At 68.9% G+C, this 25557-nt stretch carries 36 protein-coding genes and 1 pseudogene; 1 reads left to right on the top strand and 36 read right to left on the bottom strand.

Features of this window, described 5'->3' with window-relative positions; genetic code table 11:
- Positions 1-27 precede the first annotated feature (27 nt).
- The 30 genes from Aph01nite_RS21430 to Aph01nite_RS21285 form a co-directional block, all read right to left on the bottom strand.
- Positions 28-225, bottom strand: a complete 198-nt coding sequence (locus tag Aph01nite_RS21430) for a hypothetical protein (protein WP_204042725.1) — start codon at positions 223-225, stop codon at positions 28-30.
- The gene (locus tag Aph01nite_RS21425) at positions 222-821 is read right to left on the bottom strand and encodes a hypothetical protein (RefSeq protein ID WP_204042724.1); all 600 of its coding nucleotides are present in this window, start codon (positions 819-821) and stop codon (positions 222-224) included. The genes Aph01nite_RS21430 and Aph01nite_RS21425 overlap by 4 nt, the downstream gene beginning before the upstream one ends.
- Positions 814-1416 carry a hypothetical protein gene (locus Aph01nite_RS21420; RefSeq protein WP_204042723.1) on the bottom strand — a complete coding sequence of 201 codons (603 nt, stop codon included), beginning with the start codon at positions 1414-1416 and terminating at the stop codon, positions 814-816. The genes Aph01nite_RS21425 and Aph01nite_RS21420 overlap by 8 nt, the downstream gene beginning before the upstream one ends.
- Positions 1413-2375, bottom strand: a complete 963-nt coding sequence (locus Aph01nite_RS21415; protein WP_204042722.1) for a DNA-methyltransferase — start codon at positions 2373-2375, stop codon at positions 1413-1415. Before Aph01nite_RS21415 ends, Aph01nite_RS21420 begins: the two co-directional genes overlap by 4 nt.
- A complete protein-coding gene (locus Aph01nite_RS21410; protein ID WP_204042721.1) occupies positions 2372-3685 on the bottom strand; it encodes a DEAD/DEAH box helicase in 1314 nt (437 codons plus the stop codon). Before Aph01nite_RS21410 ends, Aph01nite_RS21415 begins: the two co-directional genes overlap by 4 nt.
- The gene (locus Aph01nite_RS21405; protein ID WP_204042720.1) at positions 3678-4505 is read right to left on the bottom strand and encodes a DNA adenine methylase; all 828 of its coding nucleotides are present in this window, start codon (positions 4503-4505) and stop codon (positions 3678-3680) included. Before Aph01nite_RS21405 ends, Aph01nite_RS21410 begins: the two co-directional genes overlap by 8 nt.
- Positions 4502-5599 carry a DNA polymerase III subunit beta gene (gene dnaN, locus Aph01nite_RS21400; protein ID WP_204042719.1) on the bottom strand — a complete coding sequence of 366 codons (1098 nt, stop codon included), beginning with the start codon at positions 5597-5599 and terminating at the stop codon, positions 4502-4504. The genes Aph01nite_RS21405 and dnaN overlap by 4 nt, the downstream gene beginning before the upstream one ends.
- Positions 5596-5793, bottom strand: a complete 198-nt coding sequence (locus Aph01nite_RS21395; protein ID WP_204042718.1) for a hypothetical protein — start codon at positions 5791-5793, stop codon at positions 5596-5598. The genes dnaN and Aph01nite_RS21395 overlap by 4 nt, the downstream gene beginning before the upstream one ends.
- Positions 5790-6176 (bottom strand): WhiB family transcriptional regulator, encoded by a 387-nt coding sequence (locus Aph01nite_RS21390; protein WP_204042717.1) that lies wholly within the window; start codon positions 6174-6176, stop codon positions 5790-5792. The genes Aph01nite_RS21395 and Aph01nite_RS21390 overlap by 4 nt, the downstream gene beginning before the upstream one ends.
- Entirely contained in the window at positions 6173-7873 is a 1701-nt protein-coding gene (locus Aph01nite_RS21385) for a DNA cytosine methyltransferase (RefSeq protein ID WP_239161864.1), read from the bottom strand. Before Aph01nite_RS21385 ends, Aph01nite_RS21390 begins: the two co-directional genes overlap by 4 nt.
- Positions 7870-8106 (bottom strand): hypothetical protein, encoded by a 237-nt coding sequence (locus Aph01nite_RS21380; protein WP_204042716.1) that lies wholly within the window; start codon positions 8104-8106, stop codon positions 7870-7872. Before Aph01nite_RS21380 ends, Aph01nite_RS21385 begins: the two co-directional genes overlap by 4 nt.
- A complete protein-coding gene (locus tag Aph01nite_RS21375; protein WP_204042715.1) occupies positions 8103-8393 on the bottom strand; it encodes a hypothetical protein in 291 nt (96 codons plus the stop codon). The genes Aph01nite_RS21380 and Aph01nite_RS21375 overlap by 4 nt, the downstream gene beginning before the upstream one ends.
- Positions 8390-8785, bottom strand: a complete 396-nt coding sequence (locus Aph01nite_RS21370) for a hypothetical protein (protein WP_204042714.1) — start codon at positions 8783-8785, stop codon at positions 8390-8392. Before Aph01nite_RS21370 ends, Aph01nite_RS21375 begins: the two co-directional genes overlap by 4 nt.
- Positions 8782-9288 carry a hypothetical protein gene (locus tag Aph01nite_RS21365; RefSeq protein WP_204042713.1) on the bottom strand — a complete coding sequence of 169 codons (507 nt, stop codon included), beginning with the start codon at positions 9286-9288 and terminating at the stop codon, positions 8782-8784. The genes Aph01nite_RS21370 and Aph01nite_RS21365 overlap by 4 nt, the downstream gene beginning before the upstream one ends.
- Positions 9281-9880, bottom strand: coding sequence for a MazG-like family protein (locus Aph01nite_RS21360; protein ID WP_204042712.1), 600 nt, complete (start codon positions 9878-9880; stop codon positions 9281-9283). Before Aph01nite_RS21360 ends, Aph01nite_RS21365 begins: the two co-directional genes overlap by 8 nt.
- Positions 9873-10487: a hypothetical protein gene (locus Aph01nite_RS21355; RefSeq protein WP_204042711.1), complete on the bottom strand. Its 615-nt coding sequence runs from the start codon at positions 10485-10487 to the stop codon at positions 9873-9875. Before Aph01nite_RS21355 ends, Aph01nite_RS21360 begins: the two co-directional genes overlap by 8 nt.
- 134 nt (positions 10488-10621) lie before the next feature.
- Positions 10622-10897, bottom strand: a complete 276-nt coding sequence (locus tag Aph01nite_RS21350) for a hypothetical protein (protein ID WP_204042710.1) — start codon at positions 10895-10897, stop codon at positions 10622-10624.
- A gap of 13 nt (positions 10898-10910) precedes the next feature.
- Positions 10911-11336 (bottom strand): hypothetical protein, encoded by a 426-nt coding sequence (locus Aph01nite_RS21345; protein WP_204042709.1) that lies wholly within the window; start codon positions 11334-11336, stop codon positions 10911-10913.
- Entirely contained in the window at positions 11333-11599 is a 267-nt protein-coding gene (locus Aph01nite_RS21340) for a hypothetical protein (protein ID WP_204042708.1), read from the bottom strand. The genes Aph01nite_RS21345 and Aph01nite_RS21340 overlap by 4 nt, the downstream gene beginning before the upstream one ends.
- Complete coding sequence (locus Aph01nite_RS21335) at positions 11596-11841, bottom strand: hypothetical protein (protein WP_204042707.1); 246 nt, start codon at positions 11839-11841, stop codon at positions 11596-11598. The genes Aph01nite_RS21340 and Aph01nite_RS21335 overlap by 4 nt, the downstream gene beginning before the upstream one ends.
- Positions 11838-12503, bottom strand: coding sequence for a hypothetical protein (locus Aph01nite_RS21330; RefSeq protein WP_204042706.1), 666 nt, complete (start codon positions 12501-12503; stop codon positions 11838-11840). Before Aph01nite_RS21330 ends, Aph01nite_RS21335 begins: the two co-directional genes overlap by 4 nt.
- 451 nt (positions 12504-12954) lie before the next feature.
- Positions 12955-13383: a helix-turn-helix domain-containing protein gene (locus Aph01nite_RS21325; protein ID WP_204042705.1), complete on the bottom strand. Its 429-nt coding sequence runs from the start codon at positions 13381-13383 to the stop codon at positions 12955-12957.
- A complete protein-coding gene (locus Aph01nite_RS21320) occupies positions 13380-13895 on the bottom strand; it encodes an HNH endonuclease (RefSeq protein ID WP_204042704.1) in 516 nt (171 codons plus the stop codon). The genes Aph01nite_RS21325 and Aph01nite_RS21320 overlap by 4 nt, the downstream gene beginning before the upstream one ends.
- Complete coding sequence (locus Aph01nite_RS21315) at positions 13892-14326, bottom strand: hypothetical protein (protein WP_204042703.1); 435 nt, start codon at positions 14324-14326, stop codon at positions 13892-13894. Before Aph01nite_RS21315 ends, Aph01nite_RS21320 begins: the two co-directional genes overlap by 4 nt.
- The gene (locus Aph01nite_RS21310) at positions 14323-15348 is read right to left on the bottom strand and encodes a hypothetical protein (protein ID WP_204042702.1); all 1026 of its coding nucleotides are present in this window, start codon (positions 15346-15348) and stop codon (positions 14323-14325) included. The genes Aph01nite_RS21315 and Aph01nite_RS21310 overlap by 4 nt, the downstream gene beginning before the upstream one ends.
- A complete protein-coding gene (locus Aph01nite_RS21305; protein WP_204042701.1) occupies positions 15345-15794 on the bottom strand; it encodes a hypothetical protein in 450 nt (149 codons plus the stop codon). The genes Aph01nite_RS21310 and Aph01nite_RS21305 overlap by 4 nt, the downstream gene beginning before the upstream one ends.
- A complete protein-coding gene (locus tag Aph01nite_RS21300) occupies positions 15791-16684 on the bottom strand; it encodes a hypothetical protein (protein ID WP_204042700.1) in 894 nt (297 codons plus the stop codon). The genes Aph01nite_RS21305 and Aph01nite_RS21300 overlap by 4 nt, the downstream gene beginning before the upstream one ends.
- A complete protein-coding gene (locus Aph01nite_RS21295) occupies positions 16684-17187 on the bottom strand; it encodes a hypothetical protein (RefSeq protein ID WP_204042699.1) in 504 nt (167 codons plus the stop codon). Before Aph01nite_RS21295 ends, Aph01nite_RS21300 begins: the two co-directional genes overlap by 1 nt.
- 84 nt (positions 17188-17271) lie before the next feature.
- On the bottom strand, positions 17272-17448 hold the full coding sequence (locus Aph01nite_RS21290; protein ID WP_204042698.1) for a hypothetical protein: 177 nt from the start codon (positions 17446-17448) through the stop codon (positions 17272-17274).
- A 58-nt stretch (positions 17449-17506) separates the two neighbouring features.
- Complete coding sequence (locus Aph01nite_RS21285; protein ID WP_204042697.1) at positions 17507-17785, bottom strand: helix-turn-helix domain-containing protein; 279 nt, start codon at positions 17783-17785, stop codon at positions 17507-17509.
- Positions 17786-17870: 85 nt separating this feature from the next.
- Here Aph01nite_RS21285 and Aph01nite_RS21280 point away from each other — a divergent pair, with 85 nt between their 5' ends.
- Entirely contained in the window at positions 17871-18413 is a 543-nt protein-coding gene (locus Aph01nite_RS21280; protein ID WP_204042696.1) for a hypothetical protein, read from the top strand.
- Between the two features lie 28 nt (positions 18414-18441).
- Here the strand turns inward: Aph01nite_RS21280 and Aph01nite_RS21275 are convergent, their stop codons facing one another.
- The 6 genes and pseudogenes from Aph01nite_RS21275 to Aph01nite_RS21250 form a co-directional block, all read right to left on the bottom strand.
- Positions 18442-18879, bottom strand: coding sequence for a hypothetical protein (locus Aph01nite_RS21275; RefSeq protein ID WP_204042695.1), 438 nt, complete (start codon positions 18877-18879; stop codon positions 18442-18444).
- 543 nt (positions 18880-19422) lie between these two features.
- Entirely contained in the window at positions 19423-19854 is a 432-nt protein-coding gene (locus Aph01nite_RS21270; RefSeq protein WP_204042694.1) for a GntR family transcriptional regulator, read from the bottom strand.
- Between the two features lie 73 nt (positions 19855-19927).
- Positions 19928-21388: a recombinase family protein gene (locus Aph01nite_RS21265; protein WP_204042693.1), complete on the bottom strand. Its 1461-nt coding sequence runs from the start codon at positions 21386-21388 to the stop codon at positions 19928-19930.
- Positions 21389-21421: 33 nt separating this feature from the next.
- Positions 21422-22261, bottom strand: a pseudogene (locus Aph01nite_RS21260) (TadA family conjugal transfer-associated ATPase); the annotation flags it as partial.
- Positions 22242-23297, bottom strand: a complete 1056-nt coding sequence (ssd, locus tag Aph01nite_RS21255; RefSeq protein WP_204042691.1) for a septum site-determining protein Ssd — start codon at positions 23295-23297, stop codon at positions 22242-22244. The pseudogene Aph01nite_RS21260 and the gene ssd, both read right to left, overlap by 20 nt.
- 1424 nt (positions 23298-24721) lie before the next feature.
- Positions 24722-25489 (bottom strand): Fic family protein, encoded by a 768-nt coding sequence (locus Aph01nite_RS21250; RefSeq protein WP_204042690.1) that lies wholly within the window; start codon positions 25487-25489, stop codon positions 24722-24724.
- Positions 25490-25557 lie beyond the last annotated feature (68 nt).

Raw genomic sequence — 25557 nt, 5'->3', positions numbered from 1 at the left:
CCCGGGATCTGTGGATAACTCTGTGGATCACTGCCGCCTCCGGTCACGTCCCAGGTGGCCGATGTGGAATCCGGCAGAGCAGTGGCGACAGGCGTACACCTTCAGCCGCTCAGCAGAGGTGCCCGCGGCGACCAGCTTCTGAAGGGCGGCTTCAGCCTTGGCCCGGGTCGGGTAGGCGCGCTTGCCGACGCAGGAGCGGTTCTTGGTCGCGGTTCTCGACTTCACGGCCGGCTCACCTCCCGGACCCTTACGACGTCGTGAGGGATGCCGCCCAGCAGCCGACCGTCAGTGCCTTGCGCGAGGGCGTAGGAGCGGGCCCAGACCGCGAACCAGGCGTGGGCGGGCTCCCCGGTAGGGTCGGCCCGCTGGTCGTCCCCGAGGACGCTGCAGGAGCCGTCCCCGTGCAGGATCTGCTTGGTCGGCTGCCAGCCGCCGCAGTCGCAGCCCGGGTCCGGGCACACCGCACCCCGGGCGCCCTCGGTGAGAGCGGGCCCGGACCGGTAGTGGGTCATCCGGCCGGCGACCATCGGGCAGGCCCGGGTCACGTAGGCCGCGCACTCCGGGTGGAGGGGCGGCTCGTCGAAGTAGCCGTCCTCGGCCAACTGGTTCGGGCCGCCCAAGAACACCAGGGTTCCGGCGATGCGCTGGCCGTCGACCTGGCAGAGCTGCTCCAGCCAGGCGCGGCGCCAGTGCTGGCCGTAGGTCTGGCGGAAGTCGGTGGTGCCGTCGGCGAGGCGGACGTTCACCCATGGGCAGACCAGGCCGCCCACCTGGGGGCGGTCGGTGAGCCGAAGCGGGATCGGGGGGCGAACGTCAGCCATGGATGTGCACCCCCGAGTCGGCCGGAATGTCTGCATGGACCTTCTTGATCCGTGCGCGACGCTCCTTGGCCAGCCACGAGGGCGGTTCCCATCCCGCACCAACGAGGAAGGTGTAAGCCTCGTCGGAGTCGAGGGCTTGCCTGTGTGTGCGCTGGGCCTGATCCCAGTACTCCTGCGCGCGACGGCGCCAGCTGTCGATCTCCGCGTCGGCCCTCGCCTGGATGGTCGCTATGGCGCTGACCTCATCCCCGCGGCGGGGATCGTGGCAGTCGACATCCGCCGCCAATGCCCGCAACCGTTCGAGGTCGGACGGTGCCGGGTGTGCGGGTAGGGCGAGGATCGCGCGGGCCAGGTGGCGGAGCGGCTCCAGCGTCTCGGGGATCGCTGCGGCAACCAGGCCGTACGCCTGGTTGCGCGCGTCACGCGCGGCGGCGGCGCGCACCGCGTCAGCCCAGCGGTCGCGCCCGTGGAGCTGGCGGTACCACAGGTCACGGAGGCGGGAGTTCTCGCGATGGGCGATGTCGAGCTCGGCGCGCAGTTCGGCGACCTCGTCGTCGGCGTCGAACAGGGTCGGTGCCCCGTCCTGGCCCTTCACGCCGACTCCCCGGTGAGCTCCAGGTCGTCGAACAGGGACGGCATCGAAGCGCGCCGCTCGGCGGCTCGGAGGTTGTCGACGGCGGTCCGCCAATAGCTGGGCTTGAGCTCGCACCCGACGAACCGGCGCCCCTGCAGGAGCGAGACGTACCCCTCGGAGCCGATGCCCGCGAACGGTGAGAGCACCACCTCGCCGCGGTTGGACCACAGGCGGACGCAGCGCTCGATCAGGTCAAGCTGGAGAGGGCAGGTGTGCCGTCCGTCGGCCTCCTCGCGGGCCACGGCCGCGTTCAGGGTGTTGGTCTCCTCGATGTCCAGCCAGGCCGGTGCGATCGCCAGCTCGGTGACCTCATCCGTGAGCCGGGCGACGGGGGCGGCCCATTCGATCCACTCGTCGTTGGTGACGTCGGTGCTGATCGGCGTGGTGTTGTCGCCGGGCTTCCGGAACAGCAGCAGGTAGTCGGGCAGGGCCGGGGCGGTGCGGGAGGAGTCGGACCGCAGCGTGACGAACATCAGCTGGTGTGCCTTCGCCCGCTGAGCCTGGTACTGCGGGTTCTTGTTGATGGTCCAGCGCCGGTTGTAGATCCATCCCGCGGCTTCGTGGGCGCGGATGACGTCGCCGGGGAAGTCGTAGGTGCCGATGTAGCCGTGGCGGGCCTTGGTCAAGGGCAGGTCGGCGACGTGGACAGCGCACAGCCGGCCCGGCTTGGTGACACGCAGCAGTTCCCGCACCACGAAGTCGTAGTGCTCGAAGAACTCCTCCGGGGACCGGCAGTTGCCGAGGTCACGCACCGAGTCGGAGTAGACGTACAGGTCGGCGAAAGGCGGGCTGTACACCGACAGGTCCACCGACTCGTCGGCCAGCTTGCCGAGGCGTTCGCAGGAATCGTCCAGGTAGAGGGTCCAGCCGTCGCCGCTGGCCACGTCCTGGATGAACGTCTCGTCTTCGGTCACGCTCACGCGGCCCGTCCTCTCCTGGTTTCGTTCATGGAGGCGACCAGTTCGGCCACCAGGGCGGAGGCCTCCGCCTCCTTGCGAGCGACGTTGGCGGCGATCGGCGCCTCCACGTCGGTGAGGACGATGTGGGCGTCCACCGGACGGGTCTGGCCGTACCGCCAGCAGCGGCGGATGCACTGGTAGTACGCCTCCCATGAGTCGGAGAGCCCGACGAAGGCGGTACGCGCGCAGTGCTGCCAGTTCATGCCGAACCCGGCAATAGACGGCTTGGTGACCAGAATTTGGATCACACCCCGGGCGAACCCGAGCAGCGCTTCAGCCTTCGCCTCTGGCTTCCACGAGCCCTCCACGTTCACCGCCCCCGGCAGCGCCGCGGCGAGCATCTGGGCCTCGTCGTTGCGTCCGGCCCACAGCAGCCACGGCTCGCCCGGCTCGGCCTTCACCAGCTCGACTGCTTTCGCCACGCGGTCGGCGACGGTGGCCTTGCGGACCTGCGCCCGACCGCGGACACCACCCAAGGCGGCAGCCGAATGGACGGGGAACAGGGTTCCCTCCGTCTGCACCCCCTCGGTCTCCACCAGGTGTGTGTGGATTGTGAGCGGCGGCAGGACGTAGCCGTCGTCCGCGTACCCGATGTCGGACGGCCGGCGGAGCGCGGACGCCCACGAGGCCATCCACCGGAACATCGGCTGGCGGGCGTGCCCTTTCAGGCGCCATCCGTCGCTGTCGTGGACGAAGTAGGTGGCGAGCATCTCGGCCCTGCTCATCACTCCCAGGAATTCGGCCTGGCTGGTGAGTTCGGTCGGTTCGTTCGGCGCGGGCGTGGCTGTGGCGGCCAGGCGTCGCGGCACGTCGGCGAAATGGCGGATCAGCCGGTTACGGGTTGCCCCGTCGCTGTTTTTCAGGATCGAGGCCTCGTCCAGGGCGACGGCGTCGAGGCCGGCCGGGTCGAACCGGTCGACCATCTCGTAGTTGGTGACCCACACCCCCGAACCGTGGGCCTGCTCGTCGGATCGGGCATAGGCGGCGGCGATTCCGATGGACGCGGCCTCCTCCACGGTCTGGTGGCAGACCGCGAGCGGCGCGACGATGAGCGAACGATCCCCGGACAGGCGGGCCCACTCCAGTTCGGCGCGGGTCTTCCCGGTCCCGGTGTCCCACCACAGGGCAGCCCGGCCGCGGTGGACGGCCCACGCGACCTCTTGGCGCTGCCAGTCGTGCAGGGACGGGTGGATGTCGTCGGGAGCGACGATGCGCCCGATGGGCGTCACGCGGTTCCGCTTGCGCTCCAGGAACGCGGCGTAGCTAGACATAGGCCACCTCGTCGAAAAGTGCCTCGCGCTGCGGGAATGGCCGGTTGGACCACAGGACCTCGGTGCGTTTCTGGTAGCCGTTCGACTGGCCCGTATGGGCGTCGAGCTCGGTCCGGTGCCAGCCCTCAAACAGTTCGTCGTAAAGGTCGCTGTGATAGCCGGACAGCACGACGGCGGAGCGGCAGGCGTCGAGTGCGGTGGCCAGCTCACGGTGCGCCGCTTCTGAACCCATCTCGTGCCGGTAGTTTCGGGCGCGGGTGCTGCCCAGGTAGGGCGGATCCACGTAGAGCAGCACGTCCTCGTGGCGACCGTAGGCGGCGACCAGCTCCAGGGCGGGCCTACATTCCAGGCTGACCTGGGCCAGGCGTTCGGCGGCCGGTGCGAGACGCCCCACGTACCCGGCCAAGTAGCGGGGCATGCCGCTACTGGAACCAGCCGGGTCCTGGAAGTGTCGCCAGCCAGTGGACTTCATGGTCCCTGCGCGGCCTTGGGTGAGGATGATCCACACCATTCGGGCACGCTCCAGGTCGTCCATGGCAGACAGATCGGCGTACTTCGCCGTCCGATATTCGGCTCGGGAGTGCGGCGTGAGGGCACAGATCTGCTCCAGCTCGCCGCTCCGCTCACGGAGGACGCGCCAGAAGACCATCAAGTCCTCGTCGATGTCGTTGACCGTCTCCATCCGGCTAGGACTCTTCGCCAGGAGCACCGCCAGACTCCCGGCGTAGGGCTCCACATAGTGCTCATGAGGAGGCAGCAGGGCGGCGATCTGGTCACCCAGCGTCTGCTTGGAGCCGTAGTACGGCATGGGCGGTTTCATGCGAGCCTCAAGGCCAGCACCAGGCACTGGTAGGAGTCGCTGTCCTGGCCCCGAACCAGGACCTGGAGGTGGTCCGGGTCCATGTGGAGGACCACGTTCTCCTGCTGGACTCCGCCGACGGCGTCCAGCAGGAAGGCCGGGCTGAAGCCGATCTCGCGGGCGTCAGCGCCGTCGAGCGTGCACGGGACTGTCTCGGTCCCGCGCCCGAGGTCCCCAGTGCCTGCCTGGACGAGGACACCGTCGGAGGTGAAATGCAGGCGGACGGACATGCCCTTGTCGGCCAGCAGGGACACCCGCTTGATCGCGGTGGTCAGGGCGGCCCGGTTGACGGTGGCGGCGATGGGAAGGTGGTCCCACCCGATGCGCGCCCGGTAGTTGATGTACTTGTCGTCGATCAGGCGGGCGGTCACGACCCGGCCGTCGGCGCAGAAGCCGATCAGCTTGTCGTCCCATCCGAGCGCGACCTCACCGGAGATGCCGCCCTTGGCCAGGTCGAGCACCACATCGTGGTGGACGAGTACGCCGCCGGGAGGCATGCCGCGCAGGCTCCAGGGCAGGTCGCGGACTGCGATCCGGTAGCGGTCGGTAGCGGCCAGCGTGAGGCGGTCGCCCTCCGCGTCGATGCGGACGGCGGTGAGGCCCGGCACGGTGTCGTCCTCTGATGCGGCGATGGCGGTCTGTTCGATCGCGACCCGGAAGGCCGGCCCATCTACAGCGCCCAACGGTGCGGGCGGTGCGGGGATGGTCGGATAGTCGGATTCGGGGAGCGTCATCAGGGTGAACGCGACGCGCCCGCAGGTGAGAGCCACCTCGTATCCGTCCAGGACGAGCTCGGCCCACGACTCGCCCGGCAGGCTTTTGACGATCTCGGCGAGTACCCTGCCGGGGATGACGACACGGCCGGGGGTGGCGACTTCGGCGGCCACTGTCGCCTGGACGGACACGTCGTAGTCGAACGCGGATACGGTCAGCTGGTCGGTTTCGGCGACGAGCAGCAGCCCGGACAGGACCGGCACGGCGGGACGTCCAGGGAGGTTGCGGGCGGCCCACGTGACCGCTTCCGCGAAGACCTTCGGGTCGATGGTGAGTTTCATTGGGCAGCCCTCTCAACGCAACGGCAGTTGCGGGCGGAGTCGGTCTCTACGTTCGGGTTGAGCCAGCCAGGGCCTTCGGCGGGCTCGGGGCCTTCCCAGGCCAGGAGGTCGGGGCATTCCGGGTCGGCGTGGCCGGTCAGCCCGGACGGGTACCAGGGGCGGATCCAGCCGTTCGGCAGGGTGATCGTCGTCATGCGGCCACCCGCCTCTGGGTTGTCTGGCGGGCGCACTTCTGGGCGTGAACACAACCCTTACAGGTCGCCCTGCGGAGTCCCGTCCTGCTGTTTCGCACGGCGTACTCGGTGACGACCTGCTCCACGCCGCACGACGAGCAGACCTTCGTACCGGCCAGTCCGGCGCGTTCCTTCTCGGTCGTTGCGGCGATGACGCCACCCGGGTCCTGGTCCGGGGACAGAGCGGTGACCCAGGCCCGGCAGTCGTCCAGGACGGGGCAGCCGTAGCAGACGGCGCGGGCCATCTCCGGCCGGGACTCGTCGTACATCAGCTTGGACTGGCCGCCGCAGGCGCCGCGGCTGAGCCACTCGGGGGCGTGGCGGAGCAGCTGGGATACCGTCACGCTGCCACCCCCGGGAAGCGCTCCAGCTCCTCGCCCGTGATGGCCTCCACCAGAGCAGAGACGAGCACCTCGGCGGCGGGAGGGGTGACGGCGTTGCCGAGCTGGGTCACCTGGTCGCGCTTGTCTCCCAGCACCACGTATCCGGCGGCAAACGCCATGCCCCGGGCGATCTCGCTCGGTTCCAGCATCCGGAACCGCACTTCGTTGATGTCGATCTCGGGCAGGTCGGCGGACGCCAGCCCGAACCGGTCCAGGGTCGTGACCGTGCCCATCGGCTGGGACGCCGGCTTGGCCACACCGTTGCTGTAGTACGGGACCAGCAGGGCTTCCGGCGCCTGGGCGAGGTAGTGGTGGTTGCCGCCCGCGGTGACCGTGTGCAGAGGGCCGTCGATCGGCCGGGCACGCTCCTTGTCGCCTCCGCCGCGCATCGGGATCAGGAACGGCGGCGGTTCCACCAGGGCGTGGTTGGAGCCGTCCGCCACGATCGTCGCCAGCGGATCCACGGCCGGGTCGGTGTTACGCGGCCGGCCGGACCGCAGCAGGGTCAGGAACGGCGGGAAGGCCACACCGGTCTCGTTGCGCGCGGTCTGCGTCCGCCCCGGCTCGGTCGCCGGGAACGCGGCCTTGCCGTCCCGCCCCTCCACGGGAACCAGAAGGGGCGGCACCGCCAGGGCGTCGTTCTCCCTGGCCGTGCGAGTCCTCAGCGGCTGGGTCACCGGGTAGGCGGTCGTGTTCCACGTGCCGCCCGCCGGGACGAGAAGCGGCACCCAGAACTTCTTGACCCCGGCCTCGATCCTGGCGACCGTGTTCGGCGCGTACGGGCGGAAGTTCTTGCCGGGCTTGCCGTCGCCGATCCGCCTGGTCGGCAGGGAAAGGTCGATCGCCTCCAACGCCGGGAGGACCGGCGGCTCCACCACGGTGTTCCGGCACGACATGCGAGGGCACCGGTAGAGGTACTGGGAGCGGTACCGGCCCATGTCCCGGTAAGACTTCTTGAACGACAGGACGGCGTGAACCACCTCGTCGCATGCCGGGCACCAGGTGAGCGGCCGGAGCCACTTGTCCCAGTCGGGGTCGCGGCCGAGGGAGCGGTGCCAGTAACCGACATACAGCCGGTCCCGGCTCTGCGGGGCAGCCAGCGTGCGCACCGGCTGGGCGTGCATGGAGTTCAGGGCGATGACGCGCGTCTTGTACCCCAGGCGGTGGAAGCGGCGCAGCCAGTCGTCGAAGCCGTCCCACTCCCGTTCGTCGGTGACGTTCTCGACAACGCCGGCCAGGACCAGCCGCCCGCGGGAGGCGACGCCTTCGAGGTAAGTGGGCACCTGTTCCATGAGGGCCCGGGACTCCTCCGCCGTGATCTCCTTGTCGGTCTTCTCCCGGGAGAACAGTTCGTCCTGGCGCGAGCGGTGGAAGGTCCTCTTCTCGCCGTTGGCGATCGACCACTTGGTGCACTCGGGCGACGCCCAGTGGATGTGCGAGACGGGCCAGTCGTGGACGGGCGATTCCTGGATCTTCCCCTGCTCGTGGCGTACGTCGGGGAAGTTCGTCTGATGGGTGTCGAGGGCCAGCTGCCAGTGGTTGGCGGCCAGCGTGACCTTCACGTTGGGCACCTGCTCGGCGCCCTGCGAGGACCCGCCTGCACCACAGAACCAGTCGGAGACCTCGATCATGTTGCCGTCGTGGCGGTATGGGCTCACCGGGTTACTCCTCTCGTGGTGTCGGAGATCAGGCCATCGGCTTGGTCGAGCGGAGTGTCGGCAGGAGCGGATGGCTTTTTGGAGTGGCGGGCGGCGGCGTGCCGCTGCTCGCGGCGGTCGATCCGGGAGTCAGCGCGGGCCAGCCAGCCCAATCCGCCCAGCACGAGGTGGGCGACGAGGCCGACCACGGCGAAGTACGCTCCGGCCCACACAATCCAGGCGGGGATCGTCACGGCCGTTCACCCCGCTCCAGGGCCTCGATGTCCGCATACAGCCGTGCGGTCTCCTCGGGAGTCGGCTCGTGGCTGTCGCTGATCCCGCGCAGGGCCCTCACCTCTTCGGCGAGACAGTCCCGCTCCCAGGCCGCGCGGACCACGGCGTACTGCATGACCGCGAGCGCGGTGTAGAAGCCGCCGAGGACGAGCACGGGGGTTTCGGAGCGTCCCATCGCGAACCCGGCGATCAGCGCGACCACCGGGAGCGGACCCCACTCCAAGGCGTAGGTGCGGAGGCGGATCATGCGACCACCTCGGCATCGACCGGCCGCGTGTCGGCGAACATCCGGCATGGCCGCTCGAACGACTCACGGGGGAACAACGCGTCCTGGCCGGGCGGGTCGGGGATGGGGGTCGGCTCGTCCGGGCCGGGGTCGTCCTCGTCCCGGAAGTAGATGCACGTGTACTGGTCGCCGAGCCGGGAGCGGTTCTTCTCCATCCACTCGGCTGGGGTCCGCTCCATGTAGGCGACCATGATGAGCGGGCACCCTTCGGTGGCGGTGCCGCGCTGGAATGGTGCGTCGTGGACGCACCGGTAGCAGTTGGACTCGAACCAGCATTCGCTCTCGGTACCGTTGGAAAACGCGGGCCGGTCGAGAGCCTTCGCGTACGCCTCTTCGTAGGTGGGGAGCGTCACGACGCCTCCCTCTTGTCACGGCCGTTGAGCACGGTAAGCCTGAGACCGAGAGCGGTGATCTGGGCGTCGATGGTGATCAACTGCGGGGGAATCGTCGTGGCCGTCCGCTCCAGGTGGGTCACCTTCGTCGGTGCGATGCGACGGCGGGCGGCCACCTCGGCAGTGGGTAGGCCCAGTTTCTGCCGCAGCTCCCGGAGACGGGCAACCACCTCAGGGCCTTCGGCGAGAACCTCGGCACCGAGCACGACGGCGAGGCGCAAGCCGACCAGGTCGGCCCACGTGCACGTCTCCAGGTAGGGCGGGGAGTGGGTGCCGGTCCGCCACGAGCTCAGCGTGGTCGGGGCCACCCCGAGGAGGGGCGCAACCTGGATGCTGGGCATGCCCAATTCGGCCGTACGACGATCCAGTGTCACCACCACGTGGTGCACGCGCCGGCCCAAGGGGATGGGAGCCCGGCCCCGTCCGCGACGGCGCTTCTGCGTGTCGGTCATCTGCTCAGCCATGGGTCACCGCCGCTCCGACCCGCTCGCAGAGGTAGGCGAGGTGACCCGCCAGCGCACGGTCAATGCCGTGCTCCTCGCCAGGCCCCATCAGACTGGCCATGGCCACGAGTGCGGTCACCACAACGTCGAGCAACTCGGCTCGCACGTCGGCCGCCGTGTGGGTGACCCCCTTGCGGGGATTCTGGCCGGTCATGCCGATGTACGCCGACGAGGCTTCGCCCGCCTCCTCGACCACCTTGAGGATTCGCATGGCGATCTCGTGGTCGGTGCGGGGGTTGGACTTGTCGAGCCAGCCGACGAGGGCGGCGATGCGCTGGCCCAGCGCGGGGGCAGAACCGTAGCCGCGGAACAGGGCGAGGATGGTCGCACACGGCTGCTCGTCGCACGCCGCGAGTTCGCCAGCGTGGTCGCGGTGGTCGTCCATGGCCTGGTCGTTCAGGGCCTGACCGGCGTCCCGGAAGTCCCCGATCATGTCCGCGATCAGGTGAGACAGTCCGCAGTACCGGCACGGGCCGGGGTGGGCCAGGCTTCCGTGCGGCGGCTGGATCGGGAAGCTGTGATCGCATGTCAGTGCGGTCGTCTGCTCAGGCATGGGAGGTCACCGCCTCCCGCTCGGCTCCAGCGGCGGCCTTGCTGGCGTCGTACTGGGCGATGCCCCAGACGATCGCGTGGCAGGCCCACAGGAACGACCAGTCGTAGTCGTGCAGGTCCCACTCCCACACGTCGTAGAAGCGGACGCCCTGGTAGTCGAAGCGTTCGAGCGCCTCGTGGGCCTCATCTTCGAAGTGCAGGTGGTCGAACAGGTCACGCTGGAGGGCCAGGAACAGGCCGGGCGGGCGCTCCTCCAGGTCGCGGATCTCGCCCAGGACGCGCGCCTTCGCGTAGTCCTCCGAGTAGGACCGGCAGGCACGCCTCCCGCCCTCGGTCTTCTCCGACCAGTAGTGCGGGTTGACCCGCGCCCCGTCGCTGCGGAAGAACTCGAACATGTCCGTGGTCCGCGTGAATATGTAGCCGTCCACGTCGCCTCGGATGGCGAGGCTGCCTGGCCAGGTGACCAAGTCGAACCAGTACATGCCGTGGCGGGGGTTCTTGCACCGCAGATGGCGGTAGATCCCGTCGTTGTGAAGGATCGTCAGCTCGTGTTCGGCGGTTTCCTTGGCGAACCGCTCGGCCATCTCGGCGAGGGTCCGGCTACCCACGGCGCTCACCGCCCTTGGCGAGCAGGGTCTTGCGGTCGTACACCGGCTGCTTCGGGACCGCGTCCGCGGCGGCCGTCTTGTCGTAACGCCGGCGTGGCCGGGGTCGATGTCGATCGTGACGGTGTGGTTGTCCTTCACGGCGTCGTCCTCCCGGATTCGTGCGAGTCGAGGAAGGGCGGGATGCTCGGGTCGCCGTAGGGCGGGCGGCCGATGTGGTAGGCGGCCGGGTCCGGCACGTCCCGCTCGACACGTTCAGCAACGGCCTGCCACCAGCCCACCTCGGCCTCGTAGCGAGCCTTGGCGGCCGCAATTTCCAGGGCGGCGACCTCGGCGAAACGGCGCTTCACGTGCGGAGGCGTGACCACCGGCGGCGGCACTGCGGGGAAGGTCTGGGTGTCGGTCTCGGTCATCGGAAACTCCAGATCAGAACGGGGGAAGCCCGAGCTCGGTCCATTCGGGCAGGAGGACGGCGCGTTGCCACGCCTTGCCGAGTGACGGGTCATTGACGACCGGGTCGGTGGCCTCGGGGGCGACCAGCGGGGCATCCTGCGGCGGCACACTGCCGTCGGCGGTGATCGCGTACTCGTAGCGTCGGGCGAGGCTCTGCCAGCGGCCCAGGTCGGCGCGGGCGGCGCGAAGTTCGGCGATCAGGCGAGGGACGGCCTCCCACATGACGAACTGGGCGTCCTCGCCGATCGCGGTGCTCTCCGTGCGCATCGCCGCCTCGTGCCTGGTCTGGACCTCGTCCAGGTCAACGGGGTAGTCGTCGTCCCAGTCCGGCTCCTCACGGGGCGGGCCCATGAGCTGCTCGTCCTTGTACTCCTGCCAGTAATCGCGCTCGTCGCTCACTGGGGGCCTCCAGTCGAGGGATAGGTAGACCGCCAGCCCTCCAGCTCGCGCTCAGCGCGGCGGAGGCGGGCGATCAGTCCGGGGACGGCGTTGACGACCGTGCGGCCGTGCTCGCCGAGAAGGGACGACTCCTCCAGGAAGTCGCCGTAGGCGGCCTCCACCTCTTCGAGGGTCAGCGCCATCGAAGGTGCGGGGCCGGCGATGCAGTCGTGGTCGGCTGGGAGGGTTTGCCCCTCCCAGGGGCAGAAGCGCATGTCCATCACCACGACTCCTCGGACTCAGGGCGCGGCTTGGGCTTGCGGTAGCCGGGCTGCCAGTACGGCTCAAAGTCGGCCGGCCTCTCGATGGCCATGTCGACGTAGCCGTGCATCGAGGCCAGCGCCTTCTCCTCGTCGCGGCCGAGGTGGTCGCCCCAGGAGACGCCGTTCACGAAGTAGGTGAGGTAACCCCACTCCCGACCCTTCTTGACCTTGAGCTTCACGCCCCGGTAGGTCTCGGTCTTCACGCCGCCTCCCGCGGTAATGGGGAGGGCGATCCGGAACGGCCAGCCTTGCGGCTGGGGCGAGCGCGCAACCGGGTGGCCATGGCCTGGTGGCGTGCTCCCGCCTTGCGCCGGCGGTCGTTGCCCCAGGGCCGGGATGGGATCTCGCCCTCGTGCCACAAGGCGAGGAACCGCTTGCGGGCCAAGCTGAGCTGGCAAGCGAAGGCGCGCGTGGACAGCCCGACGACCGCGGCCGCCGCGCGGTGGTCGTCATACGTGGCCAGGGCGACGAGGACGTCCTTCTCGCGAGGGGTCAGGCGGGGCCAGATCTGGGCGAGCGCGAGAGCCTCCACCGTCGCACCCTCGGGGGAACCTGAGGGCGCCCCGAGGTCGAGCCAGTAAGCGGCGAAGGCCCGGGCGTTGTCCCTCGTCCCGTGGTGCTTGCGGTGCTGGGAGAGGGTGTCGTTCAGGGCTCGCATCCCGACCACCGCGAGTTCTGACGCTGTCGGCGCCTCTTCGGCTGCGGACACGTGCCAGGCGATTGCCGACCATGCGATTTCGTAGCGCTCGCCGATCTGGGTGCCGCGCCAAGAGCCACGCGTGATCTCCCGGCTGACTGCGCTGCGGGCGAACCGGTCGAGGTCGTCCAACGTGTATCCGTGCCGCACGGGCGTGTTCAGGTTCATGCGACCCTCCGATCGGCCGGGTTGGCGGTGTCGGCGGATTCCCACAGAAGCGTCAGGCGGTACCCCATGGCCGACACATGCCGATCAAGCGTGAGGACGCCCACTCCACGGGCGACTACGGGGCGGCGCTCCAGAAGTGCGATCGCGGACTGCGGCACCCGGCGCTTAGCTGCCAAGTCGCGCTGTGAAAGGCCGCGACGCCTCCGCAGGGCGGCCAGGTCCGTCAGGACAGCGAGGCCCTCAGAGGCCACATCCGCCCCGTCAACTACGGCGACCCGAAGGCGCACGAGATCCGCCCAGGCACACACGTGCAGGTATGAGGGGGCCGCGGCGGCCGTGCGCCACTTCCTCACGGCCGAGGGAGAGGTCCCAGCGGCTGACGCAACCGCGCTGGTCGGAATGTCGAGGTGCGTGGTGCGGTCGAGCAGTTTGGCTACCACCAGGGCGATTGTCATGCCGCCCTCCGATCAGCCGACCGGGCGCACAGGAAGTAGCGGCGAACAGGTCGGCGGTCGTACTGGTCGCAGGGCTCGATGACCACCTCGACCTGCCCGCTGGCGACCAGCCGCCCCATCGCCGCACACGCGGTGGACCAGTACGAGATCGACCCGCCGATCACCCGGGCCAGGTCGTACGCGCTGACCCGGATGCCGGGGTGGGTACGCAGGTGGTCGAGGATGAGCGGGTCCATCCACCGATCCGGGCGGCGGGGACCAGGGACGCCCTGCTCCTGCCGAATCCGCTGCTCATAGCGTTCCGCGGTTCTGCGGTGTACGCCGATCCGCTCGGCCGCCTCTTCGATGCTCGCGCCCTCGGCGCGCCAGCGGCGCTCAGCGGCCGGCCTGTGAGGTCCGGTGACCAGGTGCATACCGGTGGTCATGCCGCCTCCCCAGGTTCGGTGGCGGTCGCCCACGACCCGTCCCGGGTGGGCAGCATCCAGTCGCGTCCATGGACGAGCACCGGCTGTGCGGCCGGGTCGAGTCCCGTCAGTACGAGATAGCCCGCTCGGTATGCCTCGCCGCGGTTGTGCTCCACGTCGCCGTGGCACTTCGTGACCCCGTCCCCGCACAAGAGCAGGAGGTTCTCCAGAGCGTTCGTGCCGCCCCGGCCGCGCGGGATCCGATGCTGGATCGAGTCCTCTCCCTTGACCCAAGGGCCGCCGCAGCGGACGCAGCGGTAACCGTCGCGCCCCTCCACCTGAGCCCGGGTCTTATCGGAAGGCCCGGTGTCCGTGGCCGGGTAGGTCAGGTGCCACCCGTTGCGGCAATGCTTCACGCCGGTCGGGGAAGGGTTGGACAGGCCGAGAGACCGGACGCGGTCCAGCCGGCGGCGCGCCTCCTCTTCGGTGGCGAACGTCTCCTTAGGGCAGCAGGGCCTGACGCGGGTTTTCATGCGCCACCACCTCGTGTGGTGATGGTCTCGATGACCAGCGCGGTCTTGTTGAGGCCGCCCATGAGCATCGACTGCACCTTGAGCGCGTCCACGAAATCCCAGGCGGCCTGACGCGCAGCCGTAGCCCGACGCAGAGCCAGGAACTCATCCGGAAGGCGGTCAGCGAACCAGGCGTCGCGGGCCTTCTGCGAGACCTGGCCCGCCCGGGTTCCCACCTCGGGGGCGTTGTCGTTGTAGGGAGCCTTCGCGCGGTGGTACTTCTCTTCGGCGTCTGCCTCGCCTCTCCTGGCCCTGCGAAGTTCGAGCTGGGCGCGGCCGATCGCGTTGGTCAGCAACTGCAGGTAGGCGTTGGTTTCGAACGGGCTGAGCACCTCGCCCGGGTTCCGGAACTGGAACCCGGACTGATTCACCGAGTAGGCGGCCTCGCTCATGCCGGATCACCACCCGACTTGTCCGAGCCCAGCCACGCCTGATCCTTCTCCGCCGTCCAGGGCTCGCCCTCGGGTACGGCGTCCAGCCGCTCCGCCTTGCGCGGGCTGGCGATCGTGTCGCGTTCCAGCTTGTTGTGTGCCTTGACCTGGTCCTTTGTCATGAGCCCGTTCGCGGCCAGTTGCTCTTCCGTGAGCTGGGAGCGGGACACGGACCCGTCCTTGTTGCCGGGCAGGCCGTTCGGGAGGACCCTGGACGCCTTCTCCAGCTCGTCGGCGCGGGTCTTCACCGTGGCGAGCAGCCGGTTGGCGGTCTCGGAGTTGATCCGCTGCGAGCGCATGCCGTCGATCACGTCCTGGCGGAACCCGCCGACGTTGTCGAGGGTGGCGTTCGCCAACCGCGCCTCGAACCCGGCCACCCACGTCTCATCGACAACCACGGCCGCGTCGGCGGCCTGCTGGCGGGCCGGTGCGGCGCGGCGGCCGGCGTCGGCGACGGGGTTCTCGGCGGCCGGGTTGTCCCGGTCGCCCTTCTGCCACTGCGCGAGTGCGACGCCGAAGCGCTGGCCGGCGTTGCGGAGTGCGTCGCCGATCAGGACTTTGATTGCGTCGGACTGGTTGGCAGGGCAGGAACCGTATCCGGGGCGGGTGACGCCGAGGATGGTGAGGCGAATCCACAGGCCGACCGGGTTGCCGAGGTCGTCCACGTCCAGCTTGGGCAGCCCGTCCTCGTCGAGGGCGAACGGCTCCCAGTTCCAGAACGGGTCGATCTCCAGGAAGCGTTCGGTGACGTCGGCGTGGCCAACGTAGTCGATGTGGATGTGCTGGGTGGACACCCACGCCTGGCAGTCCTTGCAGCGCTGCTTCTGGTGTTTGTCGCACTTGGTCCTGAAGTTGGAGCAGGCGCTACAGGTGACGCGCGGAAGCTTGCCGATCTGGTCCGGCGCGAACGGCGCACGCAGGTCGCGCAGCTGTTGGACCAGCCGGTCGTACTCTTCCTTGCTCATGGTCACGGTGTCGCTCATCGCGTCCGCCTCCCGCACAGCAGGACGCGGGCCGCCTCAGACACCCGATCGCAGGCGATGTTGAACGCCGCCGCCGACGGCTCCGAACAGGCCAGCTCGTCGTCCACCTGGGACCAGTGGACGGTGCCGTTGTCCACCCCGTTGCGGAGGTAGACGGCGCTGGCGAACTCCTCGAAGTCCGCCCACATCGCCTCGGGGTCCCCGCTGTAGGAGCGGTGAGACAGGGCGATCAGGGCGACGTCGAACTCGACCGTCCACAGTTCGTTGAGCCACGCGACCGCGAGGGATCCGAGAACCTCTTCAACCGAGGGGTGGCCCGGGGAGGGGGAAGTCTCCCCGGGAAGCCCCGGCACGGAGACTGAAGCGCCAGCCTCCGGGCCGGGGGTCGCCGCCGGAGCCCGTGGGGCGGGATGCTCAACGGCGGCGAGATCAGGGAGGGCGGTCATCGGCCACCGCCCGGGTTCTGCTCGAACAGGACCTTCGCGGCCCAAGCCCCCTCGGCCTCGATGTCCTCGCAGTCGGCGACGATCAGAGCCTCGTAGCCCCGGCCGTTCCCCGACCAGACGTCCACGCCGAGACCGGCGGCGTGGAGCGCCAGCCCCCAATGCTGGAGCGCCTGGTGGGTGAGCTGGTCCTGGGTGGTGTACGGCATGGCGTGCCAGAACTCGTCGAGGAGGCAGGTGACGAGGGCGTGGGGCCTGGACTCGGGCACGGTGATGACGGGCTCGCAGTCCTTGACCTTGGCGCCGTCCAGCAGGGTGGCGACCCTCACGGCGAGCGCTGCGGGCATGGATGTCTGGGTGCTCATCGGCCACCGTTCGGGCACGTCCTCGACCGGGTAGGTGTGCACGGGACACAGGTGCTGGTCGCCCTTGCGGCACGTGCAGGGGTCGCAGTCGTCGCATCGCCACACGACCTTGTCCGGCTGGTCTGGCTCGTTGAGGTGCTGGGCAACCCCGTCGCGGGTGCCGCATCCGATGCACGGACCGCTGGCGGGGGCGTCCTCCTGGGGCGGCTCGGCGGTGTCCAGCGCCCGGCCGAGGATCCCGGCCAGCAGCGCGAGACGCCCCTGCAGCTCGCCGCCATACTCCTGGAACGGCTCCCCGGCCAGCCGGGCGGTCTCCATCGATTGGACGTAGATCATCGCGTCGGCGCGGGTGGCGGTGTAATCGCTGAGGTCGAGGGCGGCGACAGGCAGCTGGGCGGCGATGTCGACGAGCATGTTCAGGGAGTGGATGAGCGGGCGGTGCGCGTCCGGGGCGAGGTCCGCCGTCAAGGCGGTGAGGAGGGTGAGGCGTTCGCGGAGTTCGGTCGGGCTGGTCATGGTCTCGGCCATTACGCCGCCGCCTTGCTCTCGGCGGGCAGGTAGCAGCGGATCGAGACCTGAACACCCCGGTAGGTGGCGGTCGCGGTCATGAGCCGGGACTCCGTCACGGTCTCGCAGCCGAGGACTCCCGCGACGGCCTCCACCATCTCCGTACGCACGACGTGGACGGACACGCCGACCTGGTCGTCACCGATCAGATCGGAGATCGCCCAGTCGAGCAGGGGCAGGTCGCGGTTCGCGACGAGGTGTCCGATCACGGAGGCGGCGCGGCCGTACGAGATTCGCTTCAGCTCGTCGTCGTCGGCCACCCGCCAGTCCGCGTCGCTGCCGTCGTGCGGGCGTACCAGCAGGAGCGACTCGGGGTAGGCGCGCCGGAGGGCGGACAGCCGGGTGCGGGCCACGGCCAGGTCGGCGGTCGGCTCGGTGTGGTCGGCCACGATGGTCGCCCCGTCCTTGATGCGGACGGCGAACGTGATTCCCGGGGTCGGGGCGGGGGTGTGAGACGATGTCACTCCCGGCTCCTCTCTGGTTGAACGGATTGGTTGAGCTGGGGATTTGCGGGCTCGTCCGGGTGCGACCGGCGGGCCCGCCGTAGTTCAGGCGGCGTTGCTGCGCTGGACAGCTCGTTTGGCGAGCGAGGCCCTGATGTAAGGGCCGAGTAGTGCCACCAGGCGGATCCGCTCCTCATCGGTGAGCGGAGCGTCGGCGGCACCGTCCTCCCGGCCCGCGCGGCAGATCTCTTCGGTGGTCATGCAGAGGCGCGGCGGTCTCACTGTGATCTCCACAGATAGAAACCTGTATCTGTTGCGCTATTGAGCGCTGCTCCGCGCATCAGGCAGACTCCGCCCTGGTCTCCCCCGACGGGATCAAGAGGTCGTCGATCGAAACTCCCAGCGCCTCGGCCAGAGCCTTCAGGCGCGGCGCAGTGGGCCAGAAAGTGCCGTTTTCCCATCGATAGATGGTGGTGTGGTGGATGCGCTGCCCAGCCTGTTCACACCGGTCAGCAAGGTTGGCGATCGTCAAGCCCTGCCGTTCCCGCGTCTCGCGGGCGCGGCTGCCATCGAAGTTGAGGGCGAGGCTCCGGCTCCTGGTTCGTCGCGTTGCGGCCATAGACCACACGCTAGAGCAGTAGCGCTGGGTAGCGCAATATGGCGCTTTAGATTCTTCCTGACAGTCTTATGCGAGGGGCATCCGAATGGCTGCTGAGCAGGCAGTGTGCGATACAGTGCGCTCAATAGCGCAACCGCCGATGTTCCCGGAGGGCCAGCCGATGGCGCGAGAGACGCCTGCGCGCACCCGGCTCGGGGACGCGATGGCCAAGCGGGCAATCGAACTACGCTTGCGCTGGGAGACGATCGCCAAGCGCGCCGGGATCTCCGTAGCTCACCTCCGGAACATTCGCGCGGGACTCGTCGGTGCCAGCGACGTGGTCTACGCCCAACTGGAGGAGGTGCTCCAGTGGGCCCCCGGAAGCATCGCGGCGATCCAGGAGGGCGGCGAGCCGGCCGTTGCGAACCAGACCGGACCCCGCACCCTCGGAGACCTCCTGATCGAACGCGGATTGGCCCGGCCCGAGGATCTCAACCTGAGCGACGAGATCGTCAACGACCCGGTCGCCCGAGAGATCCTTGAGCTCGACACCTCCGAGGAGACTCGCAACCGGCTCCTCGTGATCTACGCGAATATGCGCCGAAACGTCTTTGAGACGGTGCTTGAGGAGAAGCGGCGCAAGAGGTAGATCTCCTGCGCCGTCTCCCCCACGTCGTTCATCCCGTGAAGCGCCGGGTGGAGAAGGGCCCTGTGTCGGGCCATTCCTGTGCCTGGTCTTCCATGGTCGCGTACGCCCTGGTGGCATCGATGTGTGCCAGCGCGTTTCCCCTGGCGAGCCGTTCCACCATCTCCTCCAGGGCGTTGTGTTTGATGGCCTCCTTGACCTCGGCCACCGCGTCGGCGCTGACGCCTTTCACGTACTCCCTGTTATCGCACTGTGCCTGCCTGAAGGCGGTGATCGCGTACAGCGCGACCCCAGCAACCCCCGCGATTACGGTCAAGGCCAGAGCCCCGGCCGTGGCCACGATCAGAATGTCCCGGCTAGGCACTCCGACCAGGAGTTCGATGACGGCAGCTCCCCACAGAACTGCTGCCGCACACCAGATGAGAGTGAGGGTCTTCCCGGACAACGGGTTCGTCTTGCTCAGCTTCATTCGGCGCCTTGCTCTCTTCGAGATCGTCCCTCCCCCACAGAGGACAGTCCCTTCGGTGCGATCGGACGATTTTTCCCGGGGTCGCCATCGCAAAGGACCACTTTAGGTCGTCCGAGCGTGACGCGAAAGCATCTTTTGTCGGCACCTAGTGGACCGTTGCAGGCATGGGTTCCTTCCTACTCACCAGTACGCCCATCTGGGATTACTACATGTAGTCGGAGACGAACATATTTTCTACCGGATGTCCTAAATCCATGTCCGCTGCGCCCGAGAACAGCCAGGGAGTTCTCACCGAGAAGTAAGGGTGGATTGTGGTGAGAAGTGCCGAAGAGAGGATGGTGACATCCGTCCCGCCCACATCTACGATGTCCGAGATCGCGCGTTTTGACGTGATCGGCGAGGGTCGCTCGGGCCGCCGCACCGCGTCGCCGGGCGCTCCGCCCGGGGTCGCCTCCGGCACGCGGTGCGGCCCGCGGGTGGCCCCGGACAGGTGAATTGCCCGGGGTCACCCGCTCAAGGCGGGGGCGTAGGCGCGTGGAACGGCTACGATTCCCGCCTCGTCTCTGACTCCTCCGAACCGCGCAGGACCGCGCGATCAGCAGGTAGCACGACCTGCTCCCCGGCGCTCTCGACAACCAGGACCGGTATGCCTTCGGGGATGTTGAACCGCCGGCGTTCGGCCCGGCTCGGCATGCGCGCCGTCACCTTCGCTCCCGGCGGGATCTGATGCTCTTGAACCTCATGCCGGGCAGCGACCTTGGTGCCCACGCCCTTGACAGTGACCACCCGGCCGCGGGCGCGCAAGACCTTCAACCCATCCCGGATGGTGTCCTTGCTCGCGCCCATGCCGATCGCCAATTCCCGCTCCGACGGCAGCAGTTCCCCCGGCAGGTAGGCGCCCTCGTCGATCCGCTCTTGAAGGATGCGCGCGACCTGCCGGTACATGGGCTCGTACGCGGTTCGGTCGACGGTCACGCCCGGCACCGTATTCGGCTACAGGCGGTCCGAAGCCTATGGCCATATTGCTATACGTTGTTCTGAGCTGCTGTTACGTGGTTACGCGGATCAACTGGACGCTGTCCGGGTCGAACCCGGGACCCCTCCACGTCGCTGGGAGGACGACCACGCGGAACAGCGCCCGCACCGTTGCGGAGCGCACATCCAGGGGGGTGTCCTCCCAGCCCTCGTCGTCGATCCCGTGCATCCGGGCCAGCAGCCGTTCCCGCTCGCTGGAGGTCTGCCGAGCTCGCGCCTCCTGGATGCGGGAGCCGATCCTGGTGAGCTGCCCGGCGAGGACCATCGGGTCCAGGTCGGGATGGTCGGCGAGCTTCGCGAACGCCAGCTTCAACTCGTCTCGGCGCCGCTCCAGGGTGACTATCTCCGCCGCCACCCCGGGATCCTTGACCAGGATTCCGTCCAGGATCCCAGGGTCGCCCAAGACCGTCAGCACCCGCCATTTCACGTAGGCGTCCAGGTGCGCGACGTTCCTGGACACCTTCTTCGCGCACGCCGGATTCCAGCAGTGGTACAGGCGTGTGTTCTTGCGATTTCGCCCGCCGACCGGCTTGGTCCGCATGTGAGTCTCGCAGTTGCAGCATTCGGCGATCCCGGACAGCAGGTAGCGTCGCTCCCGGCCGTGGTAGTCGTAGCCGGCACTCCGCTCCTTGAGCACGAACTTGAGGTCCTCCCACTCCTCTGGGGTGACCACACCCGTCCAGGAGGCCTTGTACAGGACGCCGTCGGCGCGGACCATACCCGCGATCCGGGGCGCCTCAAGGAGGTGCTGGAGCGCTCGCCACGTCCACGGCTTTCCGCCCGTGGTGGTCGAGACGCTGGACATCCACGCCACGACGCCGCCCTGCGACTGGCCGGCCATCAGTCGTTCGACGGCTTCTCGTAGAACAGCCCGCTCGCTGGGGACCGGTTGCGTCATGTCGTAGATGGGCATCCCGGTCCGCCCAGTCCTGCCGGTCGGGACGCCCCAGCCGAAGGCTCTCTTCCCGCCCCCGATCGGCTTGCCCTGCTCGGCGTTGGCCTTCCATCCGCGCTTGACCCGGCGCGACGTGTCGGCGCTGGCCTTGCATGCCTGGGCGGCCTCGATGCGCAGGATGAAACGATCGTCTTCGCTCATCAGGTCGCGGACCCCGGACGCGCTGGCCAGGTGGAGGTGCTGGTCATCTGCGAGTTGCAGCAACAACTCCAGATCCCACGGCTGCCGAATGAGCCGGTCCCCGTGATAGACGATGATCGCGTCATGGGAGTGTGACGCATCCGGCGTGAGGGTCGTAAGCATCCGGTCCCAGTCGGCGCGCTTGCGGGTGCGCTGCCAAGCGGACTTGTTGTTGTCGCTGAAGACACAGCACACCGGCCAGCCGAGCCGTTCCGCCACCGCGCGACCATCAGTTTCTTGCCGCTCAACCTTCTCCACCGATCCGTCGGGGGCGTAGGAGAGCCGGCAGTAGATGCAGGCGGCCTTGACGATCGCGCGACCTAAGGCTGAGGAGACCATGACCAGAAGTATAGGTGTTTATTTGCTTATCGGCTCAACTACCTCTGGGCCTCGTACTTCGCCGACGACCAGGCGGTCGGGGCGCATGCGGAGGGCTTGGCGGACGAGGTCTCGAAGGGTGACGCCGCCGATGCCTTCGAGGTTGGGCGGGCGGGCTTCGAGGCGGACCACGTGAGGGTGGTGGGGGCGGAGTTCGGCGGAGTCTTCCACCAGGAGGAGGCGTTCGCCGGGGGTGGCCAGGGAGAGCATCGCGGAGAGCAGGGTGGTTTTGCCGGTTCCGGTGCCGCCTGTGATCAGGAAGGCGAGGCGGGCGGCCATGATCGCTCGGAGGATGGTGGCGGCAGGGCCGGGGACGAGTTGTTCCAGGGTAAAAGTGTGGCGGGGTGGGAGGCGGAGGGAGAGGCAGGTGGCTTCGGCGGCGATCGGGGGGAGGACGGCATGGAGCCGTACGCCGCCGGGGAGACGGGCGTCCACGTAGGGGGAGGCGTCGTCGAGGCGGCGGCCGGCGGCGGCGGCGAGGCGCTGGGCCAGACGGCGGACGTCGTCGTCTGAGGGGAAGGTGACGGTCGTCCGGCGGAGGCCGGTGCCGTCGTCGATCCAGACGTCGTGGGGGCCGTTGACGAGGACGTCGGTGACGCCGGGTGCGGCCAGGAGGGCTTCCAGGGGGCCGGCGCCGATGAGGTCGGCGCGCAGCGTACGGGCGATGGCGAGGACTTCGGCGTCGCCGAGCATGGCGCGTTCGGCGCGCAACGCGGCCGCGACCCGGGCCGGGGTCGGCTGGGCGCCCGTTCTGGCAAGGCGTACGCGGACGGCTTCCACCAGTTCGGGAGCGGCCTTGGGTACGCCGGTGGGCTCATCGGCCGTCTGGGTCACGGGTGGCTCCCAGGGTGTCGAGGAGGGTGGTGCAGAACTTGCCGAGGGGGGTGCGGCCCAGAGGTGGGGCGAGGCCGCGGTCGAGGGCCTGGGTCAGGCCGCGCTGCTGGGGGCAGACGAGGCCGCCGGTGATGCCGAGGGAGGTGGCCACGATGTCGGGGTCGAGGGTGCCTGGGCGGATGACGGCTCTCAGGTCGCCGGTGTGGGGGCGGAGGGTGGCCAGGGTCTGGGCGGCGGCCAGTACGCCCCTGACGTCGGCATGGATGAGGACGAGGGTGGCCGTGGCGCGGGCCAGTGCTTCGGCGATGGCCTCGTCCACGTGGCGGGGGAGGTCGACGACGACCAGGTCGCAGCCGCGCCGGGCTGCGTCCAGGACGGCGCGCATGGCTTCGCGGGGGATGCGCATGGGTTCGCCGCGGTGCCAGGAGAGCACGGTGAGTTCGCCGAAGGTGGGGAGGGCGCGTTGGAGGGCGGCGTAGCTGACCCGGCCCTCGCGGCCGACGATGTCGGGCCAGCGGGCGCCGATCGCGTCCTCCTCGCCCAGGACGACGTCGATGCCGCCGCCGAGGGGGTCGGCGTCTACCAGGAGGGTGCGGAGGCCGGTGCGGGAGGCGGAGAGCGCCAAGGAGGCGGAGAGCACGGTGGCTCCTGCGCCGCCGCGGCCGCCGGTTACGCAGATGACGGTTCCGGAGCGGGTGGAGGGTTCGGTAGCGTCTGCGAATTCTGCGACCAGGAGGCGTTCTTCTGCGGGGAGTTCCAGGACGGTTTGGGCGCCTACGGCTACGCATTTGCGCCAGCTGGTGGGGTCGTCGGGGGTGCGGGTTACCAGGAGGACGTTCTGGCGTGGGGGTGGGGCGGTGGCTGCTAGGTCGTCGGCCAGGTCGGTGCCTACGACGATGAGGGGGGCGGTACGCCATTGGGGTCTTGCGCGGGAGGCGACATGGGTCACGTCCAGTTCGACGCCGGCTGCGGCGGCTATGCGCAGGAGGTCGTCGAGTAGGTCTTGGTCGTCGGTGATGGCCAGTGGGCGTTGCATGGGGGGTCTCCGTCCGGAGTGAGGGAGACCACCTTGCGAGAATTTCTTGGGGTGGTGGGGGCTTGGGGGGCGGGTTGTGGATAACTCGGGTTCTGTGGAAAACCTTGGGGTGGTTCTCCCACCCGCCCACCCTTCATTGCCCTGCGGGCCGCCCAGGCCTCTGGCCCTGCGGCCAGTCCAGGCCTCTGGCCCTGCGGGCCACCCATTGCCCTACCGGCCGCCCCGACCATTTGCCCTACGGGCTATCCCCCGCCCATTGCCCGGCAGGCCATCCCCCCGGTCGTTGTCCTACGCGCCGCGCTCACTGCACCGCAGCCGCTCAACCCCGACCTAGACCCACAAACTGGACACACCAAAGATAACAATTTCATCTCGCTGCAACCGGGAGATCCGACCGAGGGTGTTGGGGTCGCGTCAAGAAAAAAGGCGACCCCCGCCGGGGGGGAGAGCGGGGGTCGCCGACCGGTCCGGCTCCGGGGGGGTAGAGCCGGTCCCGTTTCAGAAGAAAGCTTTCATCAGTTAACCAGGGCATGGCAAGGGACTTGGATAGCCACCCTGTACGCAGTCACTCCCACACTGGGAGATACCACCGTATGCTGCCCGATCCACGCGAGTTTCGTCGAGGAGCAATCTGCAATTTGCGCCAGATTTTTTCGCGGGAGCTTGCTCGGTTGTCAGAAGTTCGATTGCGCCAATCAATCACAGTCCGTGATCATTGCTCACTATACCGATCCATTGCCGCAATGTGTAACAAAACAGATCAGCTGTGTCAGCAACCTTGCTCCCCGGTCCGGTAAAGGTCTTGCTCCAAGGGGTTCCCAAGTGCAGGGATCCGACGTAGAAAGGTGACACGGACTAGGTGTCCGGGTACGGCTTCCGGGTACCCACGCGCGACCAGCCGCGGGAGGCGTGTCGACACGGGCTTGCCCCGCTAGACAGATAAAGGTGCACGCTTGGTAACCCGGTTTGACGTACTGGCGGCGGCGTCCCATTCCAGGGACGCCGTCAGCTTTTGTCCGAATCTCTCCCCCGGAGCCTAGCGGCAGCGGCCCTCACAGGCCACAGGTTCCTCACCACTGCGGAACATTCACTCCGGCGGATCCCCCCGCACAGCGCCCAAGAGCACCGGCGATGGCCATCCGGACGTCACCCGGACAGCGCCCCCACGCCCAGGCGCCCCCTCTCCGACCGGGGGAGATCACCGGGACAGCGCTTCAATGAACACCCAGACAGCCCGTCAGGCCCCTGAAGCCCAAGCCAGGGGCCGGGCGAAGCCCGCAAGAGCCGGGCCCGGGCGAAGCCCGCAAGGGTGGGTGGGCGGGAGAACCCCGGCAACCACGACATCCGAAGCAAACTCGGCGCCTTCGCCACGACGCCGACCGCCACCGCCACCACGTCCCTGGTTGATCCACTCGACCTGTAACTCAGCGGGACAGCGCCTCACAGATCGCGGTGGTCTCGCGCGCCCCGAGCACGATCGCCTGCGCGCAATGCGACACCCATCCCCCCACACCCTCCCGCGTCCCCCGCAGATACCCCCGAAGCCCCTCCGCGTACCCCTCGCCCAACTCCAGATGCCCCATCTCCACCACCACAAGGCTCTTCGGATCCAGCCCGTGCTCGATCAGCGTCAAGCGTTCCGCCGCCCGCGCCACCACCCCGTCCATCGTCCCGAACGGCCGCAGCACCACCAGCTCCGCGTGAACGATCGCCCCGAGCACCACCGCCGGCGCCTTCGACGAAGCCAGCAGTTCGGCCAGCGCCCCCAGCCGCACCGACACCTCCTCGGCTCCCGGCGCCGCCCCCAGCCCGAGCGGATCGGCTGACGTGTCCACACCCCTCGGACGCCCAGGCTCAGCGCTCACCCCGGCCGCCGCCACCGCGTGCAACCGCGCCAGCGCCTGCCGCGGCGCACTCCGCCACAATCCCCCCAGACGCCCCAGCTCCGCCGACACCCTCAGCGCCCCCTGCGCCACCGCATCGGCGACCTCCCCCTGCCGCAACGACCCCAGCGGCACCTCGACCCCGTCCAGCGCCGCCGACGCCCGCGCCCCGCGCAGAGCCGACTCCGCCGACACCTCGGGCCCGCGTCGCCGCAGCACCCGATGCCGGTACAGCCGGTCGACGGCGGAACGTGCCTCTTCTACGGCTTCCGGCACCATTTCGGCGATCGCCGCCAGTGGATCAGTCACGCCCCGACCCTACCGACGCGTACGAGCCATTCAACGATGACCTGCCACCGTTGAGCGCATCCCTGTTT

Source organism: Acrocarpospora phusangensis (assembly GCF_016862995.1).
GTDB lineage: Bacteria > Actinomycetota > Actinomycetes > Streptosporangiales > Streptosporangiaceae > Acrocarpospora > Acrocarpospora phusangensis.
Note: the sequence above shows the minus strand (reverse complement) of the source record. Positions and strands in the feature narration are given on the sequence as shown.

What these genes read in the sequence shown, in the direction of transcription:
- Aph01nite_RS21330 (WP_204042706.1), bottom strand. Translation starts at nt 12,503, where the DNA reads ATGAACCTGAACACGCCCGTGCGGCACGGATACACGTTGGACGACCTC.
- Aph01nite_RS21285 (WP_204042697.1), bottom strand. Translation starts at nt 17,785, where the DNA reads ATGGCCGCAACGCGACGAACCAGGAGCCGGAGCCTCGCCCTCAACTTC.
- Aph01nite_RS21325 (WP_204042705.1), bottom strand. Translation starts at nt 13,383, where the DNA reads ATGACCACCGGTATGCACCTGGTCACCGGACCTCACAGGCCGGCCGCT.
- Aph01nite_RS21265 (WP_204042693.1), bottom strand. Translation starts at nt 21,388, where the DNA reads ATGGTCTCCTCAGCCTTAGGTCGCGCGATCGTCAAGGCCGCCTGCATC.
- Aph01nite_RS21410 (WP_204042721.1), bottom strand. Translation starts at nt 3,685, where the DNA reads ATGTCTAGCTACGCCGCGTTCCTGGAGCGCAAGCGGAACCGCGTGACG.
- ssd (WP_204042691.1), bottom strand. Translation starts at nt 23,297, where the DNA reads ATGCAACGCCCACTGGCCATCACCGACGACCAAGACCTACTCGACGAC.
- Aph01nite_RS21310 (WP_204042702.1), bottom strand. Translation starts at nt 15,348, where the DNA reads ATGAGCGACACCGTGACCATGAGCAAGGAAGAGTACGACCGGCTGGTC.
- Aph01nite_RS21350 (WP_204042710.1), bottom strand. Translation starts at nt 10,897, where the DNA reads ATGACCGAGACCGACACCCAGACCTTCCCCGCAGTGCCGCCGCCGGTG.
- Aph01nite_RS21305 (WP_204042701.1), bottom strand. Translation starts at nt 15,794, where the DNA reads ATGACCGCCCTCCCTGATCTCGCCGCCGTTGAGCATCCCGCCCCACGG.
- Aph01nite_RS21375 (WP_204042715.1), bottom strand. Translation starts at nt 8,393, where the DNA reads ATGATCCGCCTCCGCACCTACGCCTTGGAGTGGGGTCCGCTCCCGGTG.
- Aph01nite_RS21280 (WP_204042696.1), top strand. Translation starts at nt 17,871, where the DNA reads ATGGCTGCTGAGCAGGCAGTGTGCGATACAGTGCGCTCAATAGCGCAA.
- Aph01nite_RS21395 (WP_204042718.1), bottom strand. Translation starts at nt 5,793, where the DNA reads ATGACGACGATCACCCTGCCGAACGGCTGGATCCGCCCCTGGTACCCG.
- Aph01nite_RS21275 (WP_204042695.1), bottom strand. Translation starts at nt 18,879, where the DNA reads ATGAAGCTGAGCAAGACGAACCCGTTGTCCGGGAAGACCCTCACTCTC.
- dnaN (WP_204042719.1), bottom strand. Translation starts at nt 5,599, where the DNA reads ATGAAACTCACCATCGACCCGAAGGTCTTCGCGGAAGCGGTCACGTGG.
- Aph01nite_RS21315 (WP_204042703.1), bottom strand. Translation starts at nt 14,326, where the DNA reads ATGAGCGAGGCCGCCTACTCGGTGAATCAGTCCGGGTTCCAGTTCCGG.
- Aph01nite_RS21365 (WP_204042713.1), bottom strand. Translation starts at nt 9,288, where the DNA reads ATGGCTGAGCAGATGACCGACACGCAGAAGCGCCGTCGCGGACGGGGC.
- Aph01nite_RS21320 (WP_204042704.1), bottom strand. Translation starts at nt 13,895, where the DNA reads ATGAAAACCCGCGTCAGGCCCTGCTGCCCTAAGGAGACGTTCGCCACC.
- Aph01nite_RS21425 (WP_204042724.1), bottom strand. Translation starts at nt 821, where the DNA reads ATGGCTGACGTTCGCCCCCCGATCCCGCTTCGGCTCACCGACCGCCCC.
- Aph01nite_RS21405 (WP_204042720.1), bottom strand. Translation starts at nt 4,505, where the DNA reads ATGAAACCGCCCATGCCGTACTACGGCTCCAAGCAGACGCTGGGTGAC.
- Aph01nite_RS21300 (WP_204042700.1), bottom strand. Translation starts at nt 16,684, where the DNA reads ATGGCCGAGACCATGACCAGCCCGACCGAACTCCGCGAACGCCTCACC.
- Aph01nite_RS21360 (WP_204042712.1), bottom strand. Translation starts at nt 9,880, where the DNA reads ATGCCTGAGCAGACGACCGCACTGACATGCGATCACAGCTTCCCGATC.